This is a genomic window from Streptomyces sp. TLI_185, assembly GCF_003814765.1.
GTDB lineage: Bacteria > Actinomycetota > Actinomycetes > Streptomycetales > Streptomycetaceae > Streptomyces.
The window spans coordinates 1,274,793-1,295,891 of sequence record NZ_RKRB01000001.1; the positions used below are offsets into that span (position 1 = coordinate 1,274,793).

At 70.1% G+C, this 21,099-nt stretch carries 24 protein-coding genes; 8 read left to right on the forward strand and 16 right to left on the reverse strand.

Annotated features, from left to right (window positions below; translation table 11 throughout):
* Nucleotides 1-79: 79 nt before the first annotated feature.
* A complete protein-coding gene (locus tag EDD92_RS05805; protein WP_123963309.1) occupies nt 80-1,384 on the reverse strand; it encodes a DUF6986 family protein in 1,305 nt (434 codons plus the stop codon).
* 210 nt (nt 1,385-1,594) lie between these two features.
* Between EDD92_RS05805 and EDD92_RS05810 the strand changes: the two genes are divergently transcribed.
* Nucleotides 1,595-2,524 carry an endonuclease/exonuclease/phosphatase family protein gene (locus EDD92_RS05810; protein ID WP_123963310.1) on the forward strand — a complete coding sequence of 310 codons (930 nt, stop codon included), beginning with the start codon at nt 1,595-1,597 and terminating at the stop codon, nt 2,522-2,524.
* Nucleotides 2,525-2,582: 58 nt separating this feature from the next.
* On the opposite strand, the gene EDD92_RS05815 is transcribed toward EDD92_RS05810, so the two are convergent.
* The 4 genes from EDD92_RS05815 to EDD92_RS05830 form a co-directional block, all read right to left on the reverse strand.
* Complete coding sequence (locus EDD92_RS05815; RefSeq protein ID WP_123963311.1) at nt 2,583-3,545, reverse strand: electron transfer flavoprotein subunit alpha/FixB family protein; 963 nt, start codon at nt 3,543-3,545, stop codon at nt 2,583-2,585.
* A gap of 73 nt (nt 3,546-3,618) precedes the next feature.
* The gene (locus EDD92_RS05820) at nt 3,619-4,407 is read right to left on the reverse strand and encodes an electron transfer flavoprotein subunit beta/FixA family protein (RefSeq protein ID WP_123963312.1); all 789 of its coding nucleotides are present in this window, start codon (nt 4,405-4,407) and stop codon (nt 3,619-3,621) included.
* Nucleotides 4,408-4,627: 220 nt separating this feature from the next.
* Nucleotides 4,628-5,143, reverse strand: a complete 516-nt coding sequence (locus EDD92_RS05825) for a flavin reductase family protein (RefSeq protein WP_123963313.1) — start codon at nt 5,141-5,143, stop codon at nt 4,628-4,630.
* A gap of 208 nt (nt 5,144-5,351) precedes the next feature.
* Nucleotides 5,352-5,765 carry a thioredoxin family protein gene (locus tag EDD92_RS05830; RefSeq protein ID WP_123963314.1) on the reverse strand — a complete coding sequence of 138 codons (414 nt, stop codon included), beginning with the start codon at nt 5,763-5,765 and terminating at the stop codon, nt 5,352-5,354.
* Between the two features lie 75 nt (nt 5,766-5,840).
* On the opposite strand from EDD92_RS05830, the gene EDD92_RS05835 reads away from it, so the two are divergent.
* Both EDD92_RS05835 and EDD92_RS05840 read left to right on the forward strand, forming a co-directional pair.
* Nucleotides 5,841-6,257 carry a DUF4395 domain-containing protein gene (locus EDD92_RS05835; protein ID WP_123963315.1) on the forward strand — a complete coding sequence of 139 codons (417 nt, stop codon included), beginning with the start codon at nt 5,841-5,843 and terminating at the stop codon, nt 6,255-6,257.
* A 184-nt stretch (nt 6,258-6,441) separates the two neighbouring features.
* On the forward strand, nt 6,442-7,170 hold the full coding sequence (locus EDD92_RS05840; RefSeq protein ID WP_123963316.1) for a 1-acyl-sn-glycerol-3-phosphate acyltransferase: 729 nt from the start codon (nt 6,442-6,444) through the stop codon (nt 7,168-7,170).
* A gap of 207 nt (nt 7,171-7,377) precedes the next feature.
* Here the strand turns inward: EDD92_RS05840 and EDD92_RS05845 are convergent, their stop codons facing one another.
* The 6 genes from EDD92_RS05845 to EDD92_RS05870 all read right to left on the reverse strand — a co-directional run bounded on the left by EDD92_RS05845 (nt 7,378) and on the right by EDD92_RS05870 (nt 12,506).
* The gene (locus EDD92_RS05845; RefSeq protein ID WP_123963317.1) at nt 7,378-8,070 is read right to left on the reverse strand and encodes a B3/4 domain-containing protein; all 693 of its coding nucleotides are present in this window, start codon (nt 8,068-8,070) and stop codon (nt 7,378-7,380) included.
* An 8-nt stretch (nt 8,071-8,078) separates the two neighbouring features.
* Nucleotides 8,079-8,672: a transglutaminase family protein gene (locus tag EDD92_RS05850; protein ID WP_123963318.1), complete on the reverse strand. Its 594-nt coding sequence runs from the start codon at nt 8,670-8,672 to the stop codon at nt 8,079-8,081.
* An 86-nt stretch (nt 8,673-8,758) separates the two neighbouring features.
* Entirely contained in the window at nt 8,759-9,187 is a 429-nt protein-coding gene (locus EDD92_RS05855) for a PH domain-containing protein (protein WP_123963319.1), read from the reverse strand.
* 63 nt (nt 9,188-9,250) lie between these two features.
* Entirely contained in the window at nt 9,251-10,321 is a 1,071-nt protein-coding gene (locus tag EDD92_RS05860; RefSeq protein WP_123963320.1) for a low specificity L-threonine aldolase, read from the reverse strand.
* Nucleotides 10,318-11,067 carry an SDR family oxidoreductase gene (locus EDD92_RS05865; protein ID WP_123970285.1) on the reverse strand — a complete coding sequence of 250 codons (750 nt, stop codon included), beginning with the start codon at nt 11,065-11,067 and terminating at the stop codon, nt 10,318-10,320. The genes EDD92_RS05860 and EDD92_RS05865 overlap by 4 nt, the downstream gene beginning before the upstream one ends.
* A 41-nt stretch (nt 11,068-11,108) precedes the next feature.
* Complete coding sequence (locus EDD92_RS05870; RefSeq protein WP_123963321.1) at nt 11,109-12,506, reverse strand: DUF6421 family protein; 1,398 nt, start codon at nt 12,504-12,506, stop codon at nt 11,109-11,111.
* Nucleotides 12,507-12,900: 394 nt separating this feature from the next.
* Here EDD92_RS05870 and EDD92_RS05875 point away from each other — a divergent pair, with 394 nt between their 5' ends.
* The gene (locus EDD92_RS05875; RefSeq protein ID WP_030931069.1) at nt 12,901-13,584 is read left to right on the forward strand and encodes a glycerophosphodiester phosphodiesterase family protein; all 684 of its coding nucleotides are present in this window, start codon (nt 12,901-12,903) and stop codon (nt 13,582-13,584) included.
* Between the two features lie 3 nt (nt 13,585-13,587).
* Here the strand turns inward: EDD92_RS05875 and EDD92_RS05880 are convergent, their stop codons facing one another.
* Nucleotides 13,588-14,127, reverse strand: coding sequence for a GNAT family N-acetyltransferase (locus tag EDD92_RS05880; protein WP_123963322.1), 540 nt, complete (start codon nt 14,125-14,127; stop codon nt 13,588-13,590).
* Nucleotides 14,128-14,439: 312 nt separating this feature from the next.
* On the opposite strand from EDD92_RS05880, the gene EDD92_RS05885 reads away from it, so the two are divergent.
* The 3 genes from EDD92_RS05885 (at nt 14,440) to EDD92_RS49765 (ending at nt 15,788) form a co-directional block, all read left to right on the forward strand.
* Nucleotides 14,440-14,832, forward strand: a complete 393-nt coding sequence (locus EDD92_RS05885) for a VOC family protein (protein ID WP_123963323.1) — start codon at nt 14,440-14,442, stop codon at nt 14,830-14,832.
* A 216-nt stretch (nt 14,833-15,048) separates the two neighbouring features.
* The gene (locus tag EDD92_RS49760) at nt 15,049-15,234 is read left to right on the forward strand and encodes a hypothetical protein (RefSeq protein ID WP_185123946.1); all 186 of its coding nucleotides are present in this window, start codon (nt 15,049-15,051) and stop codon (nt 15,232-15,234) included.
* Nucleotides 15,231-15,788: a hypothetical protein gene (locus EDD92_RS49765; RefSeq protein ID WP_399182003.1), complete on the forward strand. Its 558-nt coding sequence runs from the start codon at nt 15,231-15,233 to the stop codon at nt 15,786-15,788. Before EDD92_RS49760 ends, EDD92_RS49765 begins: the two co-directional genes overlap by 4 nt.
* On the opposite strand, the gene EDD92_RS05895 is transcribed toward EDD92_RS49765, so the two are convergent.
* Complete coding sequence (locus EDD92_RS05895; protein WP_234341283.1) at nt 15,718-16,314, reverse strand: response regulator transcription factor; 597 nt, start codon at nt 16,312-16,314, stop codon at nt 15,718-15,720. The two genes, EDD92_RS49765 and EDD92_RS05895, sit on opposite strands and share 71 nt — an antisense overlap.
* 95 nt (nt 16,315-16,409) lie before the next feature.
* Nucleotides 16,410-17,327: a GNAT family N-acetyltransferase gene (locus EDD92_RS05900; RefSeq protein WP_123963325.1), complete on the reverse strand. Its 918-nt coding sequence runs from the start codon at nt 17,325-17,327 to the stop codon at nt 16,410-16,412.
* 78 nt (nt 17,328-17,405) lie between these two features.
* Here EDD92_RS05900 and EDD92_RS05905 point away from each other — a divergent pair, with 78 nt between their 5' ends.
* Nucleotides 17,406-18,104 carry a VOC family protein gene (locus tag EDD92_RS05905; RefSeq protein WP_260326338.1) on the forward strand — a complete coding sequence of 233 codons (699 nt, stop codon included), beginning with the start codon at nt 17,406-17,408 and terminating at the stop codon, nt 18,102-18,104.
* Here EDD92_RS05905 and EDD92_RS05910 read toward each other — a convergent pair whose 3' ends face one another.
* Together EDD92_RS05910 and EDD92_RS05915 are read right to left on the reverse strand one after the other, a co-directional pair.
* Nucleotides 18,105-18,398: a DUF1905 domain-containing protein gene (locus EDD92_RS05910; RefSeq protein WP_123970286.1), complete on the reverse strand. Its 294-nt coding sequence runs from the start codon at nt 18,396-18,398 to the stop codon at nt 18,105-18,107.
* A gap of 24 nt (nt 18,399-18,422) precedes the next feature.
* Nucleotides 18,423-21,029: a cellulosome protein gene (locus EDD92_RS05915; protein WP_399185381.1), complete on the reverse strand. Its 2,607-nt coding sequence runs from the start codon at nt 21,027-21,029 to the stop codon at nt 18,423-18,425.
* Nucleotides 21,030-21,099 lie beyond the last annotated feature (70 nt).

The following is a 21,099-nucleotide window of genomic DNA, read 5'->3' on the forward strand; positions in this document are numbered from 1 at the left end:
TGACCCGTCAATGCGTGCGGTACAGACTACGGGGCGGGTGTGACAACGCCTGCCGGTGGTGACTGCTGTGACGGGTCTGCTACTTGGCGGACGCGGTCAGGTCGCCGCGCCGGGGTGCCGCAAAGCCCTCCAGATCGGTGCGAGTCAGACCGGTCAGGCGGGCGACCTCGGCGATGTCCAGCGCGCCGCAGTCCAGACCCCGCAGCAGATAGCCGCTGAGGGCCTTGGCGGTGGCGGGCTCGTCCATGACGTCGCCGCCGGCCCGGTTCGCGTACCGCGCGAGGCGGGCGGCGGCCTGCTCGAAGCCCTCGCGGTAGAAGGCGAAGACGGCCGCGTACCGGGTGGGGATGTGGCCGGGGTGCATGTCCCAGCCCTGGTAGTAGGCGCGGGCGAGCGCGCGGCGGGTGAGGCCGTAGTGCAGGCGCCAGGCGTCGTGGACCTTGGCCGTAGGGCCCACGGGCAGCACGTTGGTCGAGCCGTCCGACACCCGGACGCCCGTCCCCGCGGCCGCGACCTGCATGATCGCCTTGGCGTGGTCGGCGGCCGGGTGGTCGCTGGCCTGGTAGGCGGCCGAGACGCCGAGGCAGGCGCTGTAGTCGAAGGTGCCGTAGTGCAGTCCGGTGGCGCGGCCCTCGCCGGCCTGGATCATGCGCGCGACGGTCGCGGTGCCGTCGGTCGCGAGGATGGACTGGCTGGTCTCGATCTGGATCTCGAAGCCGATCCGGCCGGGCTCGAGCCCGCGCGCCTTCTCGAAGGCCTCCAGCAGCCGCACCATGGCGGTGACCTGTTCGGCGTACGTCACCTTGGGCAGCGTCAGCACCAGTCCCTCGGGCAGCCCGCCGGCCTCCATCAGGCCGCTGAGGAAGATGTCGAGGGTGCGGATGCCCCGGTCGCGTACCGGTGCCTCCATGCACTTCATGCGGATGCCCATGTACGGGGCCGCAGTCCCCTTCGCGTACGCCTCCGCGATCAGCCGGGCCGCGCGGGCCGCCGCCTCGTCCTCCTCGGCGTCCGGGCGGGGGCCGTAGCCGTCCTCGAAGTCGACGCGCAGGTCCTCGATGGGCTCACGCTCCAGCTTGGCGCGCACGCGCGCGTAGACGGGCTCGGCGAGCTCGTCGGACAGGCCGAGGACGGCGGCGAAGGAGGCGGCGTCCGGGGCGTGTTCGTCGAGGGCCGCAAGGGCCTGGTCGCCCCAGGAACGGATGGTGTCGGCGGCGAAGACGTCACCGGGGACGTAGACGGTGTGGACGGGCTGGCGGGTGCCGGGGTCCCCCGGGTAGCGGCGCTCCAGTTCGGCGTCGACCGGGGCGAGGGAGGCGCTGATCTCCTCGCTGATCGCGCCTGCGAGGCTCGTCGCCACCTTCTCCTGCTGACCCTGACCCATCCCATACCCTCCTGTTTTCCACTGTGCGGAATCAACAATCCGTAGAATGAAGTTATCTGGGCGCCTTCCGGTGGTCAACACCATGTCCACGGGGAGCAACGCCGCGATCTCGGCATGTTCACGCCCATCTCACCCCCGGGTATGACACTTCCCTACGCACGACTCGCCCCTCGCACGACACGTCCGGCTGCCGCCACCGAAGGAGCCTCCGTGCCGAACCATCGCCGAGTCACCCGCCGTCTGGGCCTCAAGGCCGTCTTGGCCGCGGCGGTCACCGTGCCGCTCTCCAGCGCCGCGATCTCCGCCTCGTCGGCGTCCGTCGCGCCCGCGCCGCCCTCCTCGACCGAGGCGCACCGGGCGCCCCGTCTCGAGGTCATGACCTTCAACTTACGTTTCGCGAGCACGAAGGAACCCAACAGCTGGAGCGACCGCAGACCGGTGATGCGTGACCTGCTGCGTCGCGCGCACCCCCACGTCATCGGCACGCAGGAGGGCCTCTACCAGCAGCTGCGGGACATCGACTCCGACCTCGGCCCGTCCTACGACTGGATCGGCACCGGCCGCGAGGGCGGCAGCCGCGACGAGTCCACGGCGATCTTCTACGACACCCGGCGCCTGGCCCCCGTCGAGCACTACACCTTCTGGCTCTCCGACACCCCGGAAGTCATCCGCTCGAACACCTGGGGCGCCGCCTTCCCCCGCATCGTCACCTGGGTCCGCTTCCGCGATCTCGCCGACGGCGGACGGGAGTTCTATGTCCTCAACACCCACTTCGACCACGCGAGCCAGTACGCACGCGAGCGCAGCGCCACCCTGATGATCCAGCGGATCGCCCAGCTCGACCGCTCGCTTCCGGCCGTGGTGACCGGCGACTTCAACGTCGCCGCGCACCGGAACCCGGTCTACGACACGCTGGTGGGCTCGGGGCTCCTCGACACCTGGGACGCGGCGGCGCACCGCAGTGCACCGTACGGGACCTTCCACGGCTACAAGGGGCTCACTCCGGACGGCGACCGCATCGACTGGATCCTCACCACGCCCTGGGTGACGACGCACCGAGCGTCGGTCGACACCTTCTCCGCCGACGGCCAGTTCCCGAGCGACCATCTGCCCGTGCAGGCCTCGCTCAGTCTCGAATGAGCCGAGGCCCCCGCGACTGTTCGTGCAGTCGCGGGGGCCTCGGCCGGCCTTCGGGTGATCAGCCCTTGCGGGCGTTGATCTCCTCGGTCAGCTGCGGGACGACGTCGAAGAGGTCGCCGACCACGCCGTAGTCGACCAGGTCGAAGATCGGGGCCTCGGCGTCCTTGTTGACCGCCACGATCGTCTTCGAGGTCTGCATGCCGGCCCGGTGCTGGATCGCGCCGGAGATGCCGTTGGCGATGTACAGCTGCGGGGAGACGGACTTGCCGGTCTGGCCGACCTGGTTGGTGTGCGGGTACCAGCCCGCGTCCACCGCCGCACGCGAGGCACCGACGGCCGCGCCGAGCGAGTCGGCCAGGGCCTCGATGATCGGGAAGTTCTCGGCGCCGTTGACGCCACGGCCGCCGGAGACCACGATCGCGGCCTCGGTCAGCTCCGGACGCCCGGTCGACTCCCGCGGGGTGCGGGCGGTGACCTTGGTGCCGGTCGCCTTCTCCGAGAAGGTGACCGCGAGCGCCTCGACCGCGCCGGCGGCCGGGGCGGCCTCCACCGCGGCGGAGTTGGGCTTGACCGTGATGACCGGCGTGCCCTTGCTGATACGGGACTTGGTGGTGAAGGAGGCGGCGAACACCGACTGGGTGGCGACCGGGCCCTCATCCGAGGCTTCCAGGTCGACGGCGTCGGTGATGATGCCGGAGCCGATGCGCAGCGCGAGCCGCGCGGCGATCTCCTTGCCCTCCGCGGACGAGGGGACCAGGACGGCGGCCGGGGAGACGGCCTCGTAGGCGGCCTGCAGCGCGTCGACCTTGGGGACGACCAGGTAGTCGGCGTACTCGGCGGCCTCGTGCGTGAGGACCTTGACGGCGCCGTGCTCGGCGAGCGCGGCGGCGGTGTCACCGGCGCCGTTGCCGAGCGCGACGGCGACCGGCTCGCCGATGCGACGAGCGAGGGTCAGCAGCTCCAGGGTGGGCTTGCGGACGGCACCGTCCACGTGGTCGACGTAGACGAGAACTTCAGCCATGGGATTGCTCTCCTGCGGGATACGAAGTCTGAGGGGCGGTAAGGGAGTTGAGCCTCGAAGGGGCCAAGGGCCCTTAGATGAACTTCTGGCTCGCGAGGAACTCGGCGAGCTGCTTGCCGCCCTCGCCCTCGTCCTTGACGATCGTGCCCGCGGTGCGGGCCGGGCGCTCGGCCGCCGACTCGACCTTCGTCCAGGCACCCGCCAGACCGACCTCTTCGGCGTCGATCTCCAGGTCGGACAGGTCCCACGACTCGACCGGCTTCTTCTTGGCCGCCATGATGCCCTTGAAGGACGGGTAGCGCGCCTCACCCGACTGGTCGGTCACCGACACGACCGCCGGAAGCTGCGCCTCCAGCTGCTCGGACGCGGCATCCCCGTCGCGGCGGCCCTTGACCGTGCCGTCCTCGACGCTCACCTCGGACAGCAGGGTCACCTGCGGGACACCCAGCCGCTCGGCCAGCAGCGCGGGCACGATGCCGGCGGTGCCGTCGGTGGAGGCCATCCCGGACACCACCAGGTCGTAGCCGGCCTTCTCGATCGCCTTCGCCAGCACCAGCGAGGTGCCGATCGCATCCGTGCCGTGCAGGTCGTCGTCCTCGACGTGGATGGCCTTGTCGGCGCCCATGGACAGCGCCTTGCGCAGCGCGTCCTTCGCGTCCTCGGGCCCGACGGTCAGGACGGTGATCTCCACGTCGTCGTCGGAGTTCTCGGAGATCTGCAGCGCCTGCTCGACCGCGTACTCGTCCAGCTCGGAGAGCAGACCGTCCACGTCGTCCCGGTCGACGGTCAGGTCATCGGCGAAGTGCCGGTCGCCAGTGGCGTCGGGCACGTACTTCACAGTGACAACGATCCTCAAGCTCACGCCGGCTCTCCTACTGCAATCGTCATTTCGGTGCTGCCTACTTTCAGGCAGCATAGGCGCCTCAAGCGGCCGATCCCGATCGGGGCGACCCGCGCTCCGAGCGAAATATTACTCGTCAGTACACCCAGTTCATTCCCGCTAAGCAAGCGCTTTGAACTGTGACCTTTGCAACGCAGCGTAATCGGAACTCGACCGCTTCGCAGGCGGAGCGGCCAGGCGGTCAGTCCCGCAGGCCGTTGAAACGCCCCTGGTGGTAGACGAGCGGGCGGCCGGGGCCCGTGGGGTCACCGAGCACGACCTCGGCCAGCACGATGCGGTGGTCCCCGGCGGGGACCCGGCCGACGATCCGGCACACCAGCCAGGCGAGGACGTCGTCGAGCACCGGAACGCCTTCGGGGCCCGTACGCCAGGCGGTGGACGCGCCGAAGCGGTCGGCGCCGCTCCTGGCGAAGGTGGCCGCCAGGTCCTGCTGATGCTCGCCGAGTATGTGGACGCCGATGTGGTCGGTCGCCGATATCGCCGGCCAGCTGGAGGCACCGGTGCTGATGCCGAAGGACAGCAGCGGCGGTTCGGCGGAGACGGAGGTGAGCGAGGTGGCGGTGAAGCCGACCGGGCCGGCGTCGCCCCGCGCGGTGATCACGGCGACTCCTGCCGCGTGCCGCCGGAAGACGGAGCGCAGCAGGTCGGGAGAGGCGAGCTGAGGGGTACGGGTGCCGAGGTCGGGCGTGGCCGTCATGGAGTTGTCCTTCTACGAGGAGGGGCGAGCGATGTCGTGGCTGCTCAACAGCTCGGACAGCGCGCGCTCGCAGTGCGGGCGAGGTCGACGTGCACCCGCCCGTAGAGAAGGAGTTCCGTAGGCATACGGTCAGGCTGACGATAGGTGGTGCGCACAGTCAAGTACGTTCCGGCATCTGGGAGATGCCTCACCGTCCGCGTCACAGCCGTCAGACCGCCTCCCCCAGTGCGGCGATGACGTCGGCCTTGCGCGGCAGGCCGGTGGCGCGCCTTACAACCCGGCCGTCGGCGTCCAGGACCAGCACGGTGGGGGTCTTCAGGATGTCGAGTTCGCGCACCAGGCCCAGGTGTTCCTCGGCGTCGATCTCGACGTGGGTCACGCCCGGGACCATGCCGGCCACCTCGCCGAGGACGCGTCGGGTGGCCCGGCAGGGCGCACAGAAGGCGCTGGAGAACTGCACGAGCGTGGCGCGTTCACCGAGTTCCTCACCCAACTCGGCCGCGCCGAGCCGCTTCCCGCCGTCGCGCCCACGCACGCGTACCCTCCCGCTCCGCTGCCGATGAATCACTCCGTAGGCGCTCGCCGCCACGAGCACCACTGCGCACACCACAAGTCCGGTCATCACCTGCACAAGCATTCACGAGACTGCAAAGATTCCCGCCTCCCCGGATCTTTTCCCATGCGGAATGCTTGCTTCATGGACATTGACGTGAGGGGGCCCCGCTTCGGGGCGGCCGTGACGACCGTCGTGCTGGCGGTCGTGCTGATCACCGGGAGCGCCTGGCTGCTGGCCTGGCAGACGCTGGCGTTCGCGCTGGGCGCGGCGGGCGGGGTGGGCCGTTCGCCGTACGGCTGGCTGTTCCGGAAGGTGGTACGTCCGCGGCTCGGGCCGCCGAGCGAGTTCGAGTCGCCGGAGCCGCCGCGGTTCGCGCAGGCGGTGGGGCTGGTCTTCGCCGGCGTGGGGCTGGTCGGTTTCGCGGTGGGTCCGGCCTGGCTGGGGCTCGCGGCGACCGCCGCCGCGCTCGCTGCCGCCTTCCTCAATGCCGCGTTCGGGTACTGCCTGGGCTGCGAGATGTACCTGCTCGTACGGCGGGTGACGGTCCGTACGGAGTAAAGGCGGCTTAAAAGTCCGAGGTGGATCAATTGTCGGACGTGACGAGGATCTCGCCGTTCTGCGGCGCCAGGACTGGCCACCCGTTCGTTCTTGGGGCACGATCTGCGCAATGCCGTAAACCTACGGCTGCGTAACTTCCCGCCGGGAGAACCCATCCAGGCAGAGAGAAGGGTCCACCCCGTCCATGGCTGAGCTTGTCTACCGTCCCGTCGTCGGTCTCGCCCAAACGTTGTTCAAGGCCTGGGACCTCAAGATCGACTGCAGGGGATCGGAGAACATTCCGCGGTCGGGCGGCGCCGTGCTGGTGAGCAATCACATCAGCTATCTGGACTTCATCTTCGACGGTCTGGCCGCGCTGCCGCAGAAGCGCCTGGTGCGTTTCATGGCGAAGGAATCGGTGTTCCGGCACAAGATCTCCGGTCCGCTGATGCGCGGCATGAAGCACATCCCGGTGGACCGCAAGAACGGCGAGGCGGCGTACCAGCACGCGCTGCAGTCGCTGCGTTCCGGCGAGATCGTGGGCGTCTTCCCCGAGGCGACCATCTCGCAGTCCTTCACCCTGAAGAGCTTCAAGTCGGGTGCCGCGCGCATGGCCCAGGAAGCCGGCGTCCCGCTCATCCCGGTGGCACTGTGGGGCACCCAGCGGCTGTGGACCAAGGGCCACCCGCGCAACTTCAAGCGCAGCCACACGCCGATCACCATCCGGGTGGGCGAGCCGGTGGAGGCCCCCCAGGACCAGTACGCGGGCGCCATCACCCGGCGGCTGCGCGAGCGCGTCCAGGAGCTCCTGGAGGCGGCGCAGCGCGCCTATCCCGTACGGCCCAAGGGCCCGGACGACACGTGGTGGATGCCCGCCCATCTCGGCGGCACGGCGCCGACCCCCGAAGAGGTGAAGGCGGCCGAGGCCCGCTGAATCGTCACGCCGGGGCACGGACGGTGATCCGCGCCCCGGGCTGAAACGTCGCCGACAGATTCCGCCAGTTCCACACGCCCCACTGACCCCGTCACACCAGGGCACCCCAAGCCCTCAGGCTGCGGACGACATTGGGTCGATGCCGGACCGTCACACCGGAACGACACCCACCCCGAACGGGCCAGGCGGCCAAAGCCCACGCAATCGTCACGCCGGAGCGCGGACGGTGATCCGTGCCCCGGGGCTGAACTTCTCCAGCAGTTCGGCGAGTTCCGCACCTGCCCTCTCGACCTCGGCGACCGGCATCGGGGCCAGGCTCTCCAGCAGGAAGATGCCCGCGACGGTGTCTTCGGTGAGGCGGGTGCGCGGGCCCTGGCGCCAGTTCCAGCGGCGGCAGGTCACGCCCGCCTCGTCGCGCCACACCACCTCGCCCGCGTCGGGGTGTTCAACGACCTCCTCGCCACCGGCCACGGTCACGAAGTCCTCGTCGCCGGTGGCCCGTACGAGCCTCATGCCGCCCTGGATGCGGTCGGTGTCCTCGCCTCCGACGGGGATCAGGTGGGCGACGCTGATGGCGTTGTAGAGGTCGACGAGCAGATTGATGCGAGGCAGTCCGGCGTCCGACAGAGCCCTTTTCGCCAGCGCCTCGGCCGAATTGCGGGTGCGCGAGGGCTTGGAGCCGAACGCCGTGTAGATCTCGCGCCAGGCCGCCATGTGCGGGTCCTCGTGCGGGGCGCGCCCGTCCAGGCGGGCGGTGAGGCGGGCGGCCGCCTCGTCCAGGAGGGCCGAACTCTCCTCGGTGCTGGGCCCGTTGACGAGGCCGTGCGCCTCGACGGCGACATGGGTGAATCCGGGGGCGAGGGCGCGTACCTCTTCGGACACGGTCAGGGAGAGCGTCATGGTCTGCCTCAGAGTGCGGTGGGGAGCGTCTTCCAGAGATGGGGCCTGTCGGGGGCGGCCGTGAGGGCCTCGATGACCGCCGGATGCGGTTCAGCGTACAGGACTGGATAGTCCACCTCATTGGACTCCGGATCGGGGATCCAGGCCAGCCGCTCACCATCGAGGGAGAACTGGGCATCGACACCCGGTTTATTGCCGCGCGGATCCTGCCGGTGCCAGGCGCCGTTGAAGCGGACGGCGATCAGACCGTGCACGGCATGGCCGCCGCCGTCGTCGTGCGCCAGCCTCTGGTAGCAGAGCGCCGTGGGGATGTCCTCGGCCCGCAGCAGGGCGGCGAGGGCGTGGGCCTTGGCGTAACAGATGCCGGTACCCAGCCGCAGCACGTCGGAGGCCCGCCAGGTGACGCGCAGATCGCCCGAGTCCTGGGAGTGCGGGATGGCGTCACGTACGTACTCGAAGGCAGCCCGCGCATAGGCATACGAGTCCGGTACGCCCCGGGCCAGACGGGCAGCCGTCTCCCGTACCACTGGATGGCCATGATCGATGACCTCGTCAGCAGACAAGTAGGCGGACAGGTCAGGGGTTTTCTGGATCAGCTCCATGCCCGCAGAGCATAGAAATACGATCACCCACCAGTCAATCAATTTACGGAGCAATGCATATTCATGCATTGCTCACCACTCGCCGCTCACCTCTCGTCGCACATCCTGTTCAGGTCCTTCGCGATCCGATCGACTCGTGACTCGCCCTCGCTGCGCAAGCCGTGCACGCCCGTGAGGGTCACGACGCTCCCGTCGAAGAGGATCGCCACCGGGCACTCCCACAGGGCGCCGTTCGTCCACCAGTCGATCCCGCTCTCGACCACCACCAGGTCGTCCCACGCCACGAACCGGGTCCGCCCCAGTCCACGGCTGCGGATGCCGTCGCGGGACACCCGCAGCCGACTGGAGAGGGCGCGCCAGGCCAGCCATGTCACAGCCACCGCCGGCACAGGGCAGAGAAAGAGCCCGAAAGGTTCCGGAGCCTCCGTGACGAGGCTGAGGACCACTGCGCCGAGCATCAGGAGCCCGGCGCACCTCAGCCCGTTCGTCCACGGGTTGCGGATGGTCGCGTCCATGCCTCATGGCATACCGCCGGTCGTTCTGCACCGATACTGCCGCCGCGGAGGCTTGACGGAGACCTAACGCGCCATCTCCTCCTTGAGCGCCGCCACGAACGCGTCCACGTCGTCCTCGGTGGTGTCGAAGGCGCACATCCAGCGCACGACGCCCGCGGCCTCGTCCCAGAAGTAGAAGCGGAACCGCTTCTGCAGCCGCTCGCTCACGTCGTGCGGGAGCTTGGCGAACACCCCGTTGGCCTGAACCGGGTAGAGGATCTCCACGCCGTGCACGGCGCGCACGCCCTCGGCCAGGCGCTGGGCCATCTCGTTGGAGTGGCGGGCGTTGCGCAGCCACAGGTCCTTGGCGAGCAGGGCCTCCAACTGCACCGAGACGAAACGCATCTTGGAGGCGAGCTGCATGGACAGCTTGCGCAGGTGCTTCATGTGGCTGACGGCGTCCTGGTTGATGACGACGACCGCCTCGCCGAACAGTGCGCCGTTCTTCGTCCCGCCCAGGGAGAGGATGTCGACGCCGACCGCGTTGGTGAACGTCCGCATCGGGACGTCCAGGGACGCGGCCGCATTGGCTATGCGGGAGCCGTCCAGGTGCACCTTCATGCCGTGCGCATGGGCGTGCTCGCAGATCGCGCGGATCTCGTCGGGCGTGTAGAGCGTGCCGAGCTCCGTGCTCTGGGTGATCGAGACGACCTGCGGCATCGCCCGGTGCTCGTCGTCCCAGCCGTACGCCTGCCTGTCGATCAGTTCGGGGGTGAGCTTGCCGTCCGGAGTCGGCACCGTCAGCAGCTTGAGGCCGCCCATGCGCTCCGGTGCGCCGCCTTCGTCGACGTTGATGTGCGCGCTCTCGGCGCAGATCACCGCGCCCCAGCGGTCGGTGACGGCCTGGAGCGCGACGACGTTCGCGCCGGTGCCGTTGAAGACCGGGAAGGCCTCGGCCGTGGCCCCGAAGTGGCTGCGGATGATGCCCTGGAGGTTGTCGGTGTAGTCGTCCTCGCCGTACGCGACCTGGTGCCCGCCGTTGGCCAGGGCCAGGGCGGCGAGCACCTCCGGGTGGGCCCCGGCGTAGTTGTCGCTGGCGAAGCCGCGGACCTCCGGGTCGTGATGGCGACGCGCGTCGGTCCTCGCGGGGTTCACGGCTTCTCGGTCAGCCACAGACGCTTTCCGTTCACTTCGGCGGCGGGCTTGCTCCAGACGTCGGCGATGGCCTCGGCCAGCTCCTTGACGTCCGTGAAGCCCGCGAACTTCGCATTGGGTCGCTCGGCGCGCATCGCCTCGTGCACCAACGCCTTCACCACCAGGATCGCAGCCGCCGACGTGGGCCCCTCGGCGCCTCCCGCCTTGCGGAAGAAGTCGGCCATGGCCAGGGTCCACGCCTCGGCGGCGGCCTTGGCGGCGGCGTACGCGGCGTTGCCCGCGGTGGGCCTGGTCGCGCCCGCCGCGCTGATCAGGACGTAGCGGCCGCGCTCGCTGCGCTGCAGCGCCTCGGAGAAGGCGAGGGAGGTGTGCTGCACGGTGCGGATGAGCAGCAGCTCCAGAAAGTCCCAGTCGTCGAGGCTGGTCTTGATGAAGGTCTCGCTGCCGCGCCAGCCACCGACGAGGTGGACCAGGCCGTCGACGCGGCCGAACTCCTTCTCGATGTGCATGGCCCACTCCCGCGTGGACTCCAGGTCCAGCAGGTCGACGGGCTCGCCGGTCACGGTGGCGCCCCCGGACGCGTAACGGGCCGCGTCCACGGCCTCCGCGAGCCGCTCGGGATCGTTGTCCGCGGCGACGACGGTCGCACCCGCCTCCGCGAGCCGGACCAGTGCCGCGCGCCCGGCGGGTCCGCCCGCGCCGGCCACCGCGATCACCGCACCGCTGAGAGCTCCGTTCCCCGCCATGGTCTTCGCCTCCTGAGCAGTGGTTGTGGTGTTGCGGTCGCTCACGCGGCGACTCGCTCGGCGCTCTCGGCCGTGATGCCCTTGGTGGAGGCGATCACGTTCTTCAGCTTCTTGGAGAGGGCCTCATAGAACATGCTCAGGGGAAACTCGTCCGGAAGCACGTCATCGACGAGCTTCCGCGGCGGCCGGCTCAGGTCAAGGGCGTCGGGGCCCTTGGCCCAGCGGGAGCCGGGGTGCGGGGCGAGGTACTGCGACACCAGGTCGTACGCGGCGAACCAGTGGACCAGCTTCGGGCGGTCGATGCCGGCCCGGTAGAGGTCCTCGATCTCGGCGCACAGCTGGTTGGTGACCTGCGGCGCGCGCTGCCAGTCGATGTGCAGCTTGTTGTCGGTCCAGCGGACGACGTCGTGCTTGTGCAGGTAGGCGAAGAGGAGCTGGCCGCCGAGACCGTCGTAGTTGCGCACGCGCTCGCCGGTGACCGGGAAGCGGAACATGCGGTCGAACAGGACCGCGTACTGCACGTCACGCGCCTGCGGAACGCCGTCCTCCTGCAGCTTCACGGCCTCCTTGAAGGCGGTGAGGTCGCAGCGCAGCTCTTCGAGGCCGTACATCCAGAACGGCTGCCGCTGCTTGATCATGAACGGGTCGAAGGGCAGGTCACCATGGCTGTGGGTGCGGTCGTGGACCATGTCCCACAGCACGAAGGCCTCCTCGCAGCGCTTCTGGTCGTGGACCATCGCGGCGATGTCCTCGGGCAGTTCGAGGCCCAGGATGTCGACGGCGGCGTCGGTGACCCGGCGGAAGCGGGCGGCCTCACGGTCGCAGAAGATGCCACCCCAGGTGAAACGTTCCGGCGCCTCGCGCACGGCTATGGTCTCCGGGAAGAGGACGGCCGAGTTGGTGTCGTAGCCGGCCGTGAAGTCCTCGAACTTGATGCCGCAGAACAGCGGGTTGTCGTAGCGGCTGCGCTCCAGCTCGGCCAGCCAGTCCGGCCAGACCATGCGCAGCACGACCGCCTCCAGGTTGCGGTCCGGATTGCCGTTCTGCGTGTACATCGGGAAGACGACCAGGTGCTGCAGGTCGTCCGCGCGGTTCGCGGCGGGCTGGAAGGCCAGCAGCGAGTCGAGGAAGTCGGGCACCTCGAAGCCGCCCTCGGCCCACCGCAGCAGGTCCTTGGCCAGCGCCTCGTGGTAGTCGGCGTCGTGCGGGAGCAGCGGGGAGAGCTCCTCCACGGCCTCCACGACACGCCGTACGGCCGCCTCGGCGTCCGCGCGCCCGGGCGCGCCTTCGGCCGCCAGGTCGATCGATCCGTCCTTGGCCTGCCATGGCCGGATCTGCTCCACGGCATCCTTGAGCACGGCCCAGGCCGGGTGCTCCACCACCCTGGTCACGGGAGGAACCTGCTCCCCCGAAGCCGCCTGCACAAGAATTTCCGTCATGTCCCATCCTCCACGGGAGAAGCTCACGTATGGAGACCGTATACATACGGACTTCCTCTCAGCAAGAGGTGTCTCGGGAGATTATCCTGCGCCTCTCCATGGTCACCGAACTTTTTCCTGCCGGAAACCGATCCGGCAGACATTTGGGTATCGCGCGGCTACCCGGCGCCGGAGCGCCGAAACCGGCCACCGGTCAATCCCGGAAGGACTCGCCCACGCCAGGGTGATCGTCCGACGGGTACAGGCCAGGCCTGCCCCAGGCGGCACCCCAATCCCCTGTGTACGCGCGGGTTCATCGCCGGGCCGGGCCGTTAGGCTGCGGCTCTGCCCGCGCGGCCGTCCGCTCCGGTCCGCGCGCGGAGCCGAGCCGCCGTCGACGGAAGCGAGTTGAACCTTGAACTTCCTTACCATCGGTCATCGCGGAGTCATGGGTACCGAACCCGAGAACACCCTCCGTTCCTTCGTCGCCGCCCAGCACGCCGGGCTCGACATGATCGAACTCGATCTGCATCTGAGCAAGGACGGCGCCCTCGTCGTCATGCACGACACCGACGTGGACCGCACGACCGACGGCACCGGCCCGATCGCCGAGAAGACCCTCGCCGAGCTGCGCGCCCTGGACGCGGGCCGCGGGGAGCGCGTCCCGGTCTTCGAGGAGGTCCTCGAAGCCGTGCGGGCACCGCTGCAGGCCGAGATCAAGGACATCGCGGCGGCACGCGCGCTGGCCGAGGTCATGCTCAAACGGGACCTGGTCGCCCGGGTCGAGGTGTCCTCGTTCCACGACGAGGCGATCGCCGAGGTCACCCGCCTGGTGCCGGGCGTACGGACCGCTCTGATCGGCAGCCGCTACGGCACCGACATCGTGGAACGCGCCGTGGAAGCCGGTGCCGCGACCGTCTGCCTCAACATCCGCCGCCTCACCCTGGAGGTCGTGGAGCAGGCCCGCAAGGCCGACCTGCGGATCATCGGCTGGGTGGTGAACACGCAGGACCATCTGCGGCTCGTCCGGGCGCTGCAGCTGGACGGCGCGACCACCGACTACCCGGAGATCAAGCGCACCGGCCGCTTCACGGCCTGAGCCTCAGACCAGCTCCTTGACCAGCAGCTCGAACTGCAGGTCTGCGCGCTGCGGGATGCCGAAGCGCTCGTCGCCGTACGGGAACGGGGTCATCCGGCCCGTACGGCGGTAGCCGCGGCGCTCGTACCAGGCGATGAGGTCGTTGCGGACGGAGATCACGGTCATGTGCATCTCGCGCACGCCCCAGCTCTCGCGCACCGTGCGCTCCGCCTCCGTGATGATCAGCTTGCCGAGGCCCGCGCCCTGCAGTTGCGGGCTGACGGCGAACATCCCGAAGTAGGCGTGTTCACCGCGGTGTTCGAGCTGGCAGCAGGCAACGACCGCGCCGTCCCGCTCGACCGTCAGCAGGCGGCTGTCGGGCGACTTGATGACGGCGAGCACGCCCTCCGGGTCGGTGCGCTGCCCTTGCAGGATGTCCGCCTCGGTGGTCCATCCGGCCCGGCTGGAGTCCCCGCGGTACGCCGACTCGATCAGCGCGACCAGCAGGTCGACGTCGGCGTCGGTGGCGTCGCGGAAGGTCAGTCCGGCGGCGGTGGTCTCCATGGGCGGCACTCCGGTTTCTGGCTCGGCACGGGCAGGGACGAGGGTAACCCTGTCGCTGGGACCTGTCCGATGGATCAGCTCGGCGTCGCGGGCCCGGGCACGCACTCCCCCACTGCCTCAAGGCGTGGGGCCGGGCCCCCAGCGGCGTCGCCGTCGGTTGCCGACGCTCCGCCTCGCCCGCCGCGGCAGCGGCTGATGTCACAGTCTCCTCCGCCTTGCAGCTGCACGTACCGGCGCCCGCTCGGGTCGGCCAAGACGCGCCGCACCTTGCAGCCGATCTGATCCGCCGGACAGGCCCTAGGCTCCGGATGCATGGTGCACGTTCTCAGCAGCCGGACCCTTCTCCACCCGAGCGATCCCGAGCGCTCCCGCACGTTCTACGGCGAGCAGTTGGGCCTCGCCGTCTACCGCGAGTTCGGCACGGGGCCGCAGCGCGGCACCGTCTACTTCCTGGGTGGCGGCTTCCTGGAGGTCTCGGGCCGCTCCGAGACTCCGTCCTCCCCCGCCGTCCAGTTGTGGCTGCAGGTCGAGGACGCGGCCGCGGCGCACGAGGAACTGCGGGCCAAGGGCGTCGAGATCGTGCGGGCGCCGGTGAAGGAGCCGTGGGGGCTGGTCGAGATGTGGATCGCGGATCCGGACGGGACACGGATCGTGCTGGTGGAGGTGCCGGCGGACCATCCGATCCGCTACCGGCCGGGCATCTGACGGCCCGGAACGAACCTGCCGGGACCGCCGTTTCTCCCGGTCCGCAGGGAGGGGTTCACGGTCCGGAGAGACAACTTCACGCCGTACGCATGATGAACAGTGGTATGCCACGGCAGCCGACTCTGGAATGCTCGTGAGTGATCCCGGGTGAACGTTCCCCCACAACGCCAGATTGCTCTACGAACCGCAGGAGCAAGCCCGTGGACGCCGGGAGAAGTGCTCGCGGCGAGCGAGTACGCCGCCATGGCGGTCGGGATCGGCGGCGTGTTGTGGTCGGTGAACCAGCTGGCCCAGGCCCGTACGACGGCGGGGCGGATCGCCGAAGTACTGGCCGAACCTCCGTGGCCTACGGCCACGAGTGCCTCCCCGAAGGCCCCGGAAGGCTGGAGTTCCAGCAGGTGACCGTGCTGGGGACGGACGGTCCCCTGCTCCGGGACTTGAGTCTGGTCGTCCCCGGCGGTGCTCTCGTCGCCGTCGTGGGACGCTCCGGGGCCGGTAAGTCGCTGCTGGCCGCGCTGGCCGGGCGCCTCGTCGACCCGCCCGTGACCCCCGGGGACCTCTCGGCCGGCGAGCGACAGCTCCTCGCCTTGGCCCGCGCCCTGCTTCCGGCGCCCTGGCTGACCCTGCTGGACGAGGCCACCTGCCCTCTCGATCCGGTCGCCGAGGCGATCGCCGAGGAGGCCTTCGCCCGCCGCCCCGGCACCCTGGTCGTCGTCGCCCACCGCATCAGCTCGGCGCTACGGGCCGACCGGGTCCTGGTGATGGACGGCACACGGGTCGGCCTCGGCACACACCAGGAGCTGCTGACCGGGTCTGCGCTCTACCGGGACCTGGTCGGCCACTGGGGCGTGGCGCCGCCGTCCCCGGCACCGCTCGGGGCGATGGTCACACCCAGCCCGACTCCCTGGCGATCCGAATGGCATCGATCCGGGTCCGTCCCCCGATCTTCCTGGTGATCGCCGACAGGTGGTTGCGGACCGTGGCCACGGACAAGGACAACCGCTCGGCGACCTCCCGCGTGGGGATGCCGTCGGCGGTCAGCCGCAGGATCTCCACGTCCCGCGGGGTCAGCGGGTTCGCTCCCGCGTCGAGCGCGGCCAGCGCGAACTCGGGGTCGATGAACCGCTGTCCCCTGACCAGCTTGCGGATGCCGTGGATCAGCCGGTCCGCCGGAGCGTTCGTACTGATCACCCCGGCAGCGCGCAGATCGAGCATCCGCCGCAGGCGCGCCGGTGTGGTCGAGGCCATCATCAGCATCACTCGGCAGTCGGGCAGCCGCCGCTTCAGCTCGCCCCGCGCGGCGAGTTCCTCGCCCTCCTTGGAGTCGACGTCGATCACGGCCACATCGGGGCGGCACATCAGCGCCCGTGCGAGCACCTCGCCGTCGCCTGCGGCCTCCGCGACCACCTCGATGTCGTCCTCGCCGGAGAGAAGGGCGGCGAAGGCTCCCCGCACCAGGCGGGTGTTCTCGACGAGAAGCACGCGAATCAATGTCGCTCCACCCTCCGCAGACCTGGAAGAAATTATCGACCCTTGTGTCCGGAATTTCAGTTCGGTGGTCTCGTCGCCCGACGGGTTCAGTGCGGGCGGTGTTCCCAGCGGCGGTCGGTGCGGGTCAGTTCCCGGAAACCCGCGGCGAGCAGGAGGTCGACGGCTGCCTTGTCGTCGGCCTGCTCGTAGGCGAAGAGACGGTCCGTGCCGCACAGGCCCAGCCAGTCGGCGGCCTGGGCGAGCAGCTGTCGCTCCAGGCCCTCGCTGTGGGAGGCCGGATCGATGTGCAGGTTGCCGATGTCGGCGAGGCCTGCCGCGCGGGCATGGCGTTCGGGGCGGGTCAGGGCGGTGTCGACCTCGATGAAGCCCGCGGCGCGTGTGGGGTCGACGTAGGCCGTGAAACGGGTGCCGCACTCCCCCAGCGACCGCTCGAACCGCACGCCCGGACGGGGTTCGAGGGCCGGCAGGTCGGCCACCCGCGCGATCAGGACCACCTCGGTGTCTCCGATGTGGCGGAAGCCCGAGCGTTCGTAGACGGCGCGGATGTGCGGCCAGTTGCGGGGCAGGCCGTAGACGATCGGGGCCGGGACGGCGCCGTCGGCGTAGCGGACGCGTACGTCCCAGCGGGCGAACTGGGCCAGGCACGCGGCCATCAGCTGGTCCGCGGCTTCCTCGGCGTCGGGCCAGAAGGAGGCCGGCGGCCGGTACACGAACCAGTCGATCTCACCGGCGTCCCGGTAGTGCTCGCCGACCTCGGCGCCGGAGCGGTAGCGCAGCAGGTGTGCGGCGGCCACGACATGGCGGCGCTGCTCGGCGACGAGGGTGACGCGCTCGGCGACCCAGGGGTCGGTGATGAACTCGCCGGGCTGTCGCTCCAGGTCGCTGAGGACGGTGTTGACCGAGACGGAGACGCCGGGGACGACGGCGGCGACGTGTGCGTTGATCAGGTCGGTGAGCTGGTCGCGGTCGTCGCGGCGGAAGGGGCGCACGGTGGGCGCGGGCATGCGGAACCTCCGGGAAGCGGAGACGTGGGCTGGAGGCCGCCATGCGGTGCGGTACGTGGGCGAGGGTACGTCGGGGCGGTGCCGAGCGCGAGGGGTTCGGCCGGATGGCCGGAGGGCGGGCCGGGCTCAGCGTGCTGGAGGGGTCAGGAGGCGGGCGGATACACGGCCGCGCACCTGGGGATCGCCGCGGTCGCCGCGCTGACCCCGCTGTACCAGGAGTCGCAGCCCGTCGCATGGAACGTGTCGCTCGCGGTGGCGGACGCGGATGCCGCAGCCGCGCAGGTGACCGCGGCCGGCGGGACGGTTCTGCTGGGTCCGATGGACGTGTTCGACGTGGGCCGTTTCGCGGTGGCGCTCGATCCGGCGGGTGCTGCTTTCCAGTTGTGGCAGGCGCGGGCCTTCCCTGGTGCCGGGCTGTTCAACGCGCCCGGCTCACCGGGGTGGGTGGAGCTGCTGACCCGCGCGCCCGAACGGGCCGAGAGCTTCTATACGACCGTGTTCGGCTGGAGCGTCAGCGCTTCGGAGCACTACACGCAATGGGGCATCGACGGCGCGGACTTCGGCGGCATGGTGCGCATGAACGAGAAGTTCCCGCCCGAGGTGCCGCCGCACTGGCTGCCGTATTTCGCGGTGGCCGACGTGGACGCCACGGCGACAGAGGCCGGCGGCACCGTCCTCATGGAGCCCACCTCGGTGCCGGACGGCCCGCGGATCGCGGTGCTGCGGGATCCGCAGGCGGCGATGTTCGGGGTGTACCGGGCGGGCGACGAGCACTGATCAGTGCGGGAGCCGTACGGTCATCTCGACGCTGATCTCGTCGCCGACGGTGATCTGCCGGGGCCTGCGGACGGCGGCCTTCAGCGGCAGCAGATAGCCGCCGTCCTTGGGGAACAGCGACGTCTCGAAGTCGACCTCGCCGATCCGCGCGACCACGGGGATGACGCCCCAGCCGTAGCTGGCCATCGCCGCGACCTCACGGATCTCCGCGGACTCCTCTTCGGGCACGGGCAGGTAGTAGTAGGGCGCCGGGCCGCGCCACTCGATCACCCGGCCGGCGAACGTGAACTCCAGCATCGGGCCCCTTCCTCGTGACCGTCACGATAGGTCCCCCCGGGCCAGCGGTGTCACCGTCACCTGGTCGATGACCGGGGCGTACGCCGAGCGCTGGCCGTATGCGTTTTTGGTGTGGCCGTCGAAGTCGGGGAGTTCGTCGGCGGAGAAGGTGAGCGTGTTGGCGCCTTGGCCGAGGGTGACGGGGACGGAGAGGTTCCAGAAGTTGTTGAAGTGGAAGGTGGTGGGGAACAGGACGCGCTGCGGGGCGGCGCCGTTGACGGAGATGTCCGCGTGGCGGCAGACCGGGTCGGGGTTGTAGTGGGTGGCGGGCGCCTGCTCGCCGTTGGAGTAGCGGATGGTGAGCGCGTGGCGTCCGGCGCATTCGGCCGTCACCGTCAGGGTGAGCGCGTTGCCGGGGCCGGCACCGATGCCGTCGACCGCCTTGCCGCCGGTGGCATACGAGCGTCCCGTCACCCTTGCGGTGCCGGTCAGGATGCCTTCCTCGGCTGCGGCTACGCATGTGGGCAGCAGTCCACGGGAGGGGGCGACGCACAGCCGGTCCACGACCAGGCGGTCCGAAGTCCCGGTGACCGTGACCTTGTTTATGCCGCCGGCCAGGAAGAGCGGGACGGCGGCTCGCTGCACGGGTCCGAGCTCCTCGCCGTTGACCGTGAGCAGGCCCTCGCCGGGGCCCAGCAGGTCGACGGTGACCGTCGCCTCGCCGTCGTCGGCGGCGTGCACCCAGAAGGTGACGGTGCCGCCTCGGGGGAGGACGACGGCGCCGGGTCCGGAGGCGCCGAGGTGGGCGTAGCCGACCCGTGCGCCCGCGTCGAGGGTGGCGAACTCGGCGTCGTACAGGGCCTCCTGGTCGTCGCGCAGGACGAGGTCCAGCTTGTCGACGACCGCGTCCCCCTTGGTCGTGCCGAGGTCGGGGTCCTGCGCGGCGAGGGTGATCCGGTGCGGGCCGGCGCTCAGCTCGACCTCGGTGTCGGTGTGGCCCCACACCGCCCACTTGTAGCCGAGCGGCAGCCGCAGTTCGCGCGCGTCCTTGCCGTCGATGCGCAGGAAGACGTTGGTGGGGCCGTGCTCGCGCACCAGGTCGGCCAGGTTGTGGGAATTGGCAAAGACCCGCAGGTCGTACGTGCCGTCCTGCGGGGCCTCGACGTCGAAGGCGAGCACGCCGTCGGAGCCGGTGCGCAGGCCGCCGATGTGGTGGCCGCCGGAGGTCGCGAACTTGTCGACGTCGGAAGGGGATCCCTCGGGTCCGTGCTTGACGTAGCCGCCGCCCGTGTACGTGGCGTCCTCGGCCTCGTAGGTCAGCCGCCGGCCCGCCGCGGGCGGCAGCAGCGTGGCGCCGTGGCCACCGGGGGCCAGGATCAGCTGGTAGGCGGACATCTCGTCGAGGTCGGTCAGGGGCAGTGTCACCCGGCCGTCCGTGACGGGCAGTTCGGCGTCGAGCAGCCGCAGCGGCTGGGCACTCGCGCCGACCTGACCGCTCCAGGGGATCTCCTGGAGGCGTACATGGGCGGCCGTACCGAATACGTCCGGGTCGATGCCTTCGATGACGAGGTCCGCGGCGCCGCCCGCGCCGCCGAACAGCACGCGGGCCTGGCGTTTGAGCCGGTCGAGGGTGGCGACGCCCTGCAGCGTGTACTGGACGTTCGGGTGCGGTGCGATGACGCGGACGGTGTTGCCGGACAGCTGCCCGTAGGCGTTGAACAGCCACCACTGGCCGTTGCCCTTGTTGGCCTCGACCGCCGAGTCGTTGAGGTTGCCTGCGATGTTCCAGTACGCCATGTCGGCGTCGACCTTGGACTCCTCGATCGCGGCGATCCACTGGATCATCTGCCCGGGGACGGACAGATGGTAGTTGTGCGCGTACTCGTTGAGGTTGACCGGCAGCGGGCCGATGCCCAACTCCCGCTCCAGCTCGCGGTACTTGGCGACGTTCCTGCGGACCTCGTCCGGCGAGGACAGCTCGTGCCAGGTGATCACGTCGGGGAGCACGCCGTGCTCGCGCGCGAACTCCAGGAAGCCGCGCACCTCCGGGTAGAGGATGCAGGTGTTCGGGCCGGCGATGCGTGCCTCGGGGTCCAGGCCCTTGATGAGGTCGTACGCCTGCTGCCAGGCCGCGAAGTAGGGGCCGGGCTCGGTGCGCCAGGAGACCTGGTCGTAGCTCCACTCCCCCGTGCCGAACATGTTGCCCTCGGGCTCGTTGAACGGCACGTACACGACATGGGACTTGAGGGCGCCCAACGTCTGCACCTGGGCGACCTGGCGGCGGATGCTCGCCAGGTAGGCGGTGAGCCGTTCCTCGCCGGTGGCGCCCGGCCACTCGTAGGGGAAGCCGCGGTGGATGTCGGTCAGGTAGACGTAGACGTCCTTGCCGCCCGCCGCGACGAAGGACGGCAGGATCTCCAGGGCGTCGGCCCCGGGGTGCTGGATGCCGTCCTGCGCCTTGGTGGTGACCGTGCGGACGTACATGCCCTCGACGACGGCACGGCTGGGCACGCCGTCGCCGTACAGGCCGTAGAGCGTGCCGCTCGCGCCGCCGTGGAAGGGGCCGGTCTCCGTGCCCAGGTCGACAGTGAGCGTTTCGGCTGTCACGGCATCGCCCTTCGTTCGACATGTCGTACGCCAGTCGCCGATCCGAACCGGCCTGGTCGAACGTAGGGAGTCGGTGTCGATCACGTCAACGGGCTCACGGCCTCCGAAAGTT

Coding starts and splice junctions, on each gene's coding strand:
- EDD92_RS05805 (WP_123963309.1), bottom strand. CDS start 1,384: ATGGGTCAGGGTCAGCAGGAGAAGGTGGCGACGAGCCTCGCAGGCGCG.
- EDD92_RS05815 (WP_123963311.1), bottom strand. CDS start 3,545: ATGGCTGAAGTTCTCGTCTACGTCGACCACGTGGACGGTGCCGTCCGC.
- EDD92_RS05825 (WP_123963313.1), bottom strand. CDS start 5,143: ATGACGGCCACGCCCGACCTCGGCACCCGTACCCCTCAGCTCGCCTCT.
- EDD92_RS05830 (WP_123963314.1), bottom strand. CDS start 5,765: ATGACCGGACTTGTGGTGTGCGCAGTGGTGCTCGTGGCGGCGAGCGCC.
- EDD92_RS05835 (WP_123963315.1), top strand. CDS start 5,841: ATGGACATTGACGTGAGGGGGCCCCGCTTCGGGGCGGCCGTGACGACC.
- EDD92_RS05840 (WP_123963316.1), top strand. CDS start 6,442: ATGGCTGAGCTTGTCTACCGTCCCGTCGTCGGTCTCGCCCAAACGTTG.
- EDD92_RS05845 (WP_123963317.1), bottom strand. CDS start 8,070: ATGACGCTCTCCCTGACCGTGTCCGAAGAGGTACGCGCCCTCGCCCCC.
- EDD92_RS05850 (WP_123963318.1), bottom strand. CDS start 8,672: ATGGAGCTGATCCAGAAAACCCCTGACCTGTCCGCCTACTTGTCTGCT.
- EDD92_RS05855 (WP_123963319.1), bottom strand. CDS start 9,187: ATGGACGCGACCATCCGCAACCCGTGGACGAACGGGCTGAGGTGCGCC.
- EDD92_RS05865 (WP_123970285.1), bottom strand. CDS start 11,067: ATGGCGGGGAACGGAGCTCTCAGCGGTGCGGTGATCGCGGTGGCCGGC.
- EDD92_RS05870 (WP_123963321.1), bottom strand. CDS start 12,506: ATGACGGAAATTCTTGTGCAGGCGGCTTCGGGGGAGCAGGTTCCTCCC.
- EDD92_RS05880 (WP_123963322.1), bottom strand. CDS start 14,127: ATGGAGACCACCGCCGCCGGACTGACCTTCCGCGACGCCACCGACGCC.
- EDD92_RS05885 (WP_123963323.1), top strand. CDS start 14,440: ATGGTGCACGTTCTCAGCAGCCGGACCCTTCTCCACCCGAGCGATCCC.
- EDD92_RS05900 (WP_123963325.1), bottom strand. CDS start 17,327: ATGCCCGCGCCCACCGTGCGCCCCTTCCGCCGCGACGACCGCGACCAG.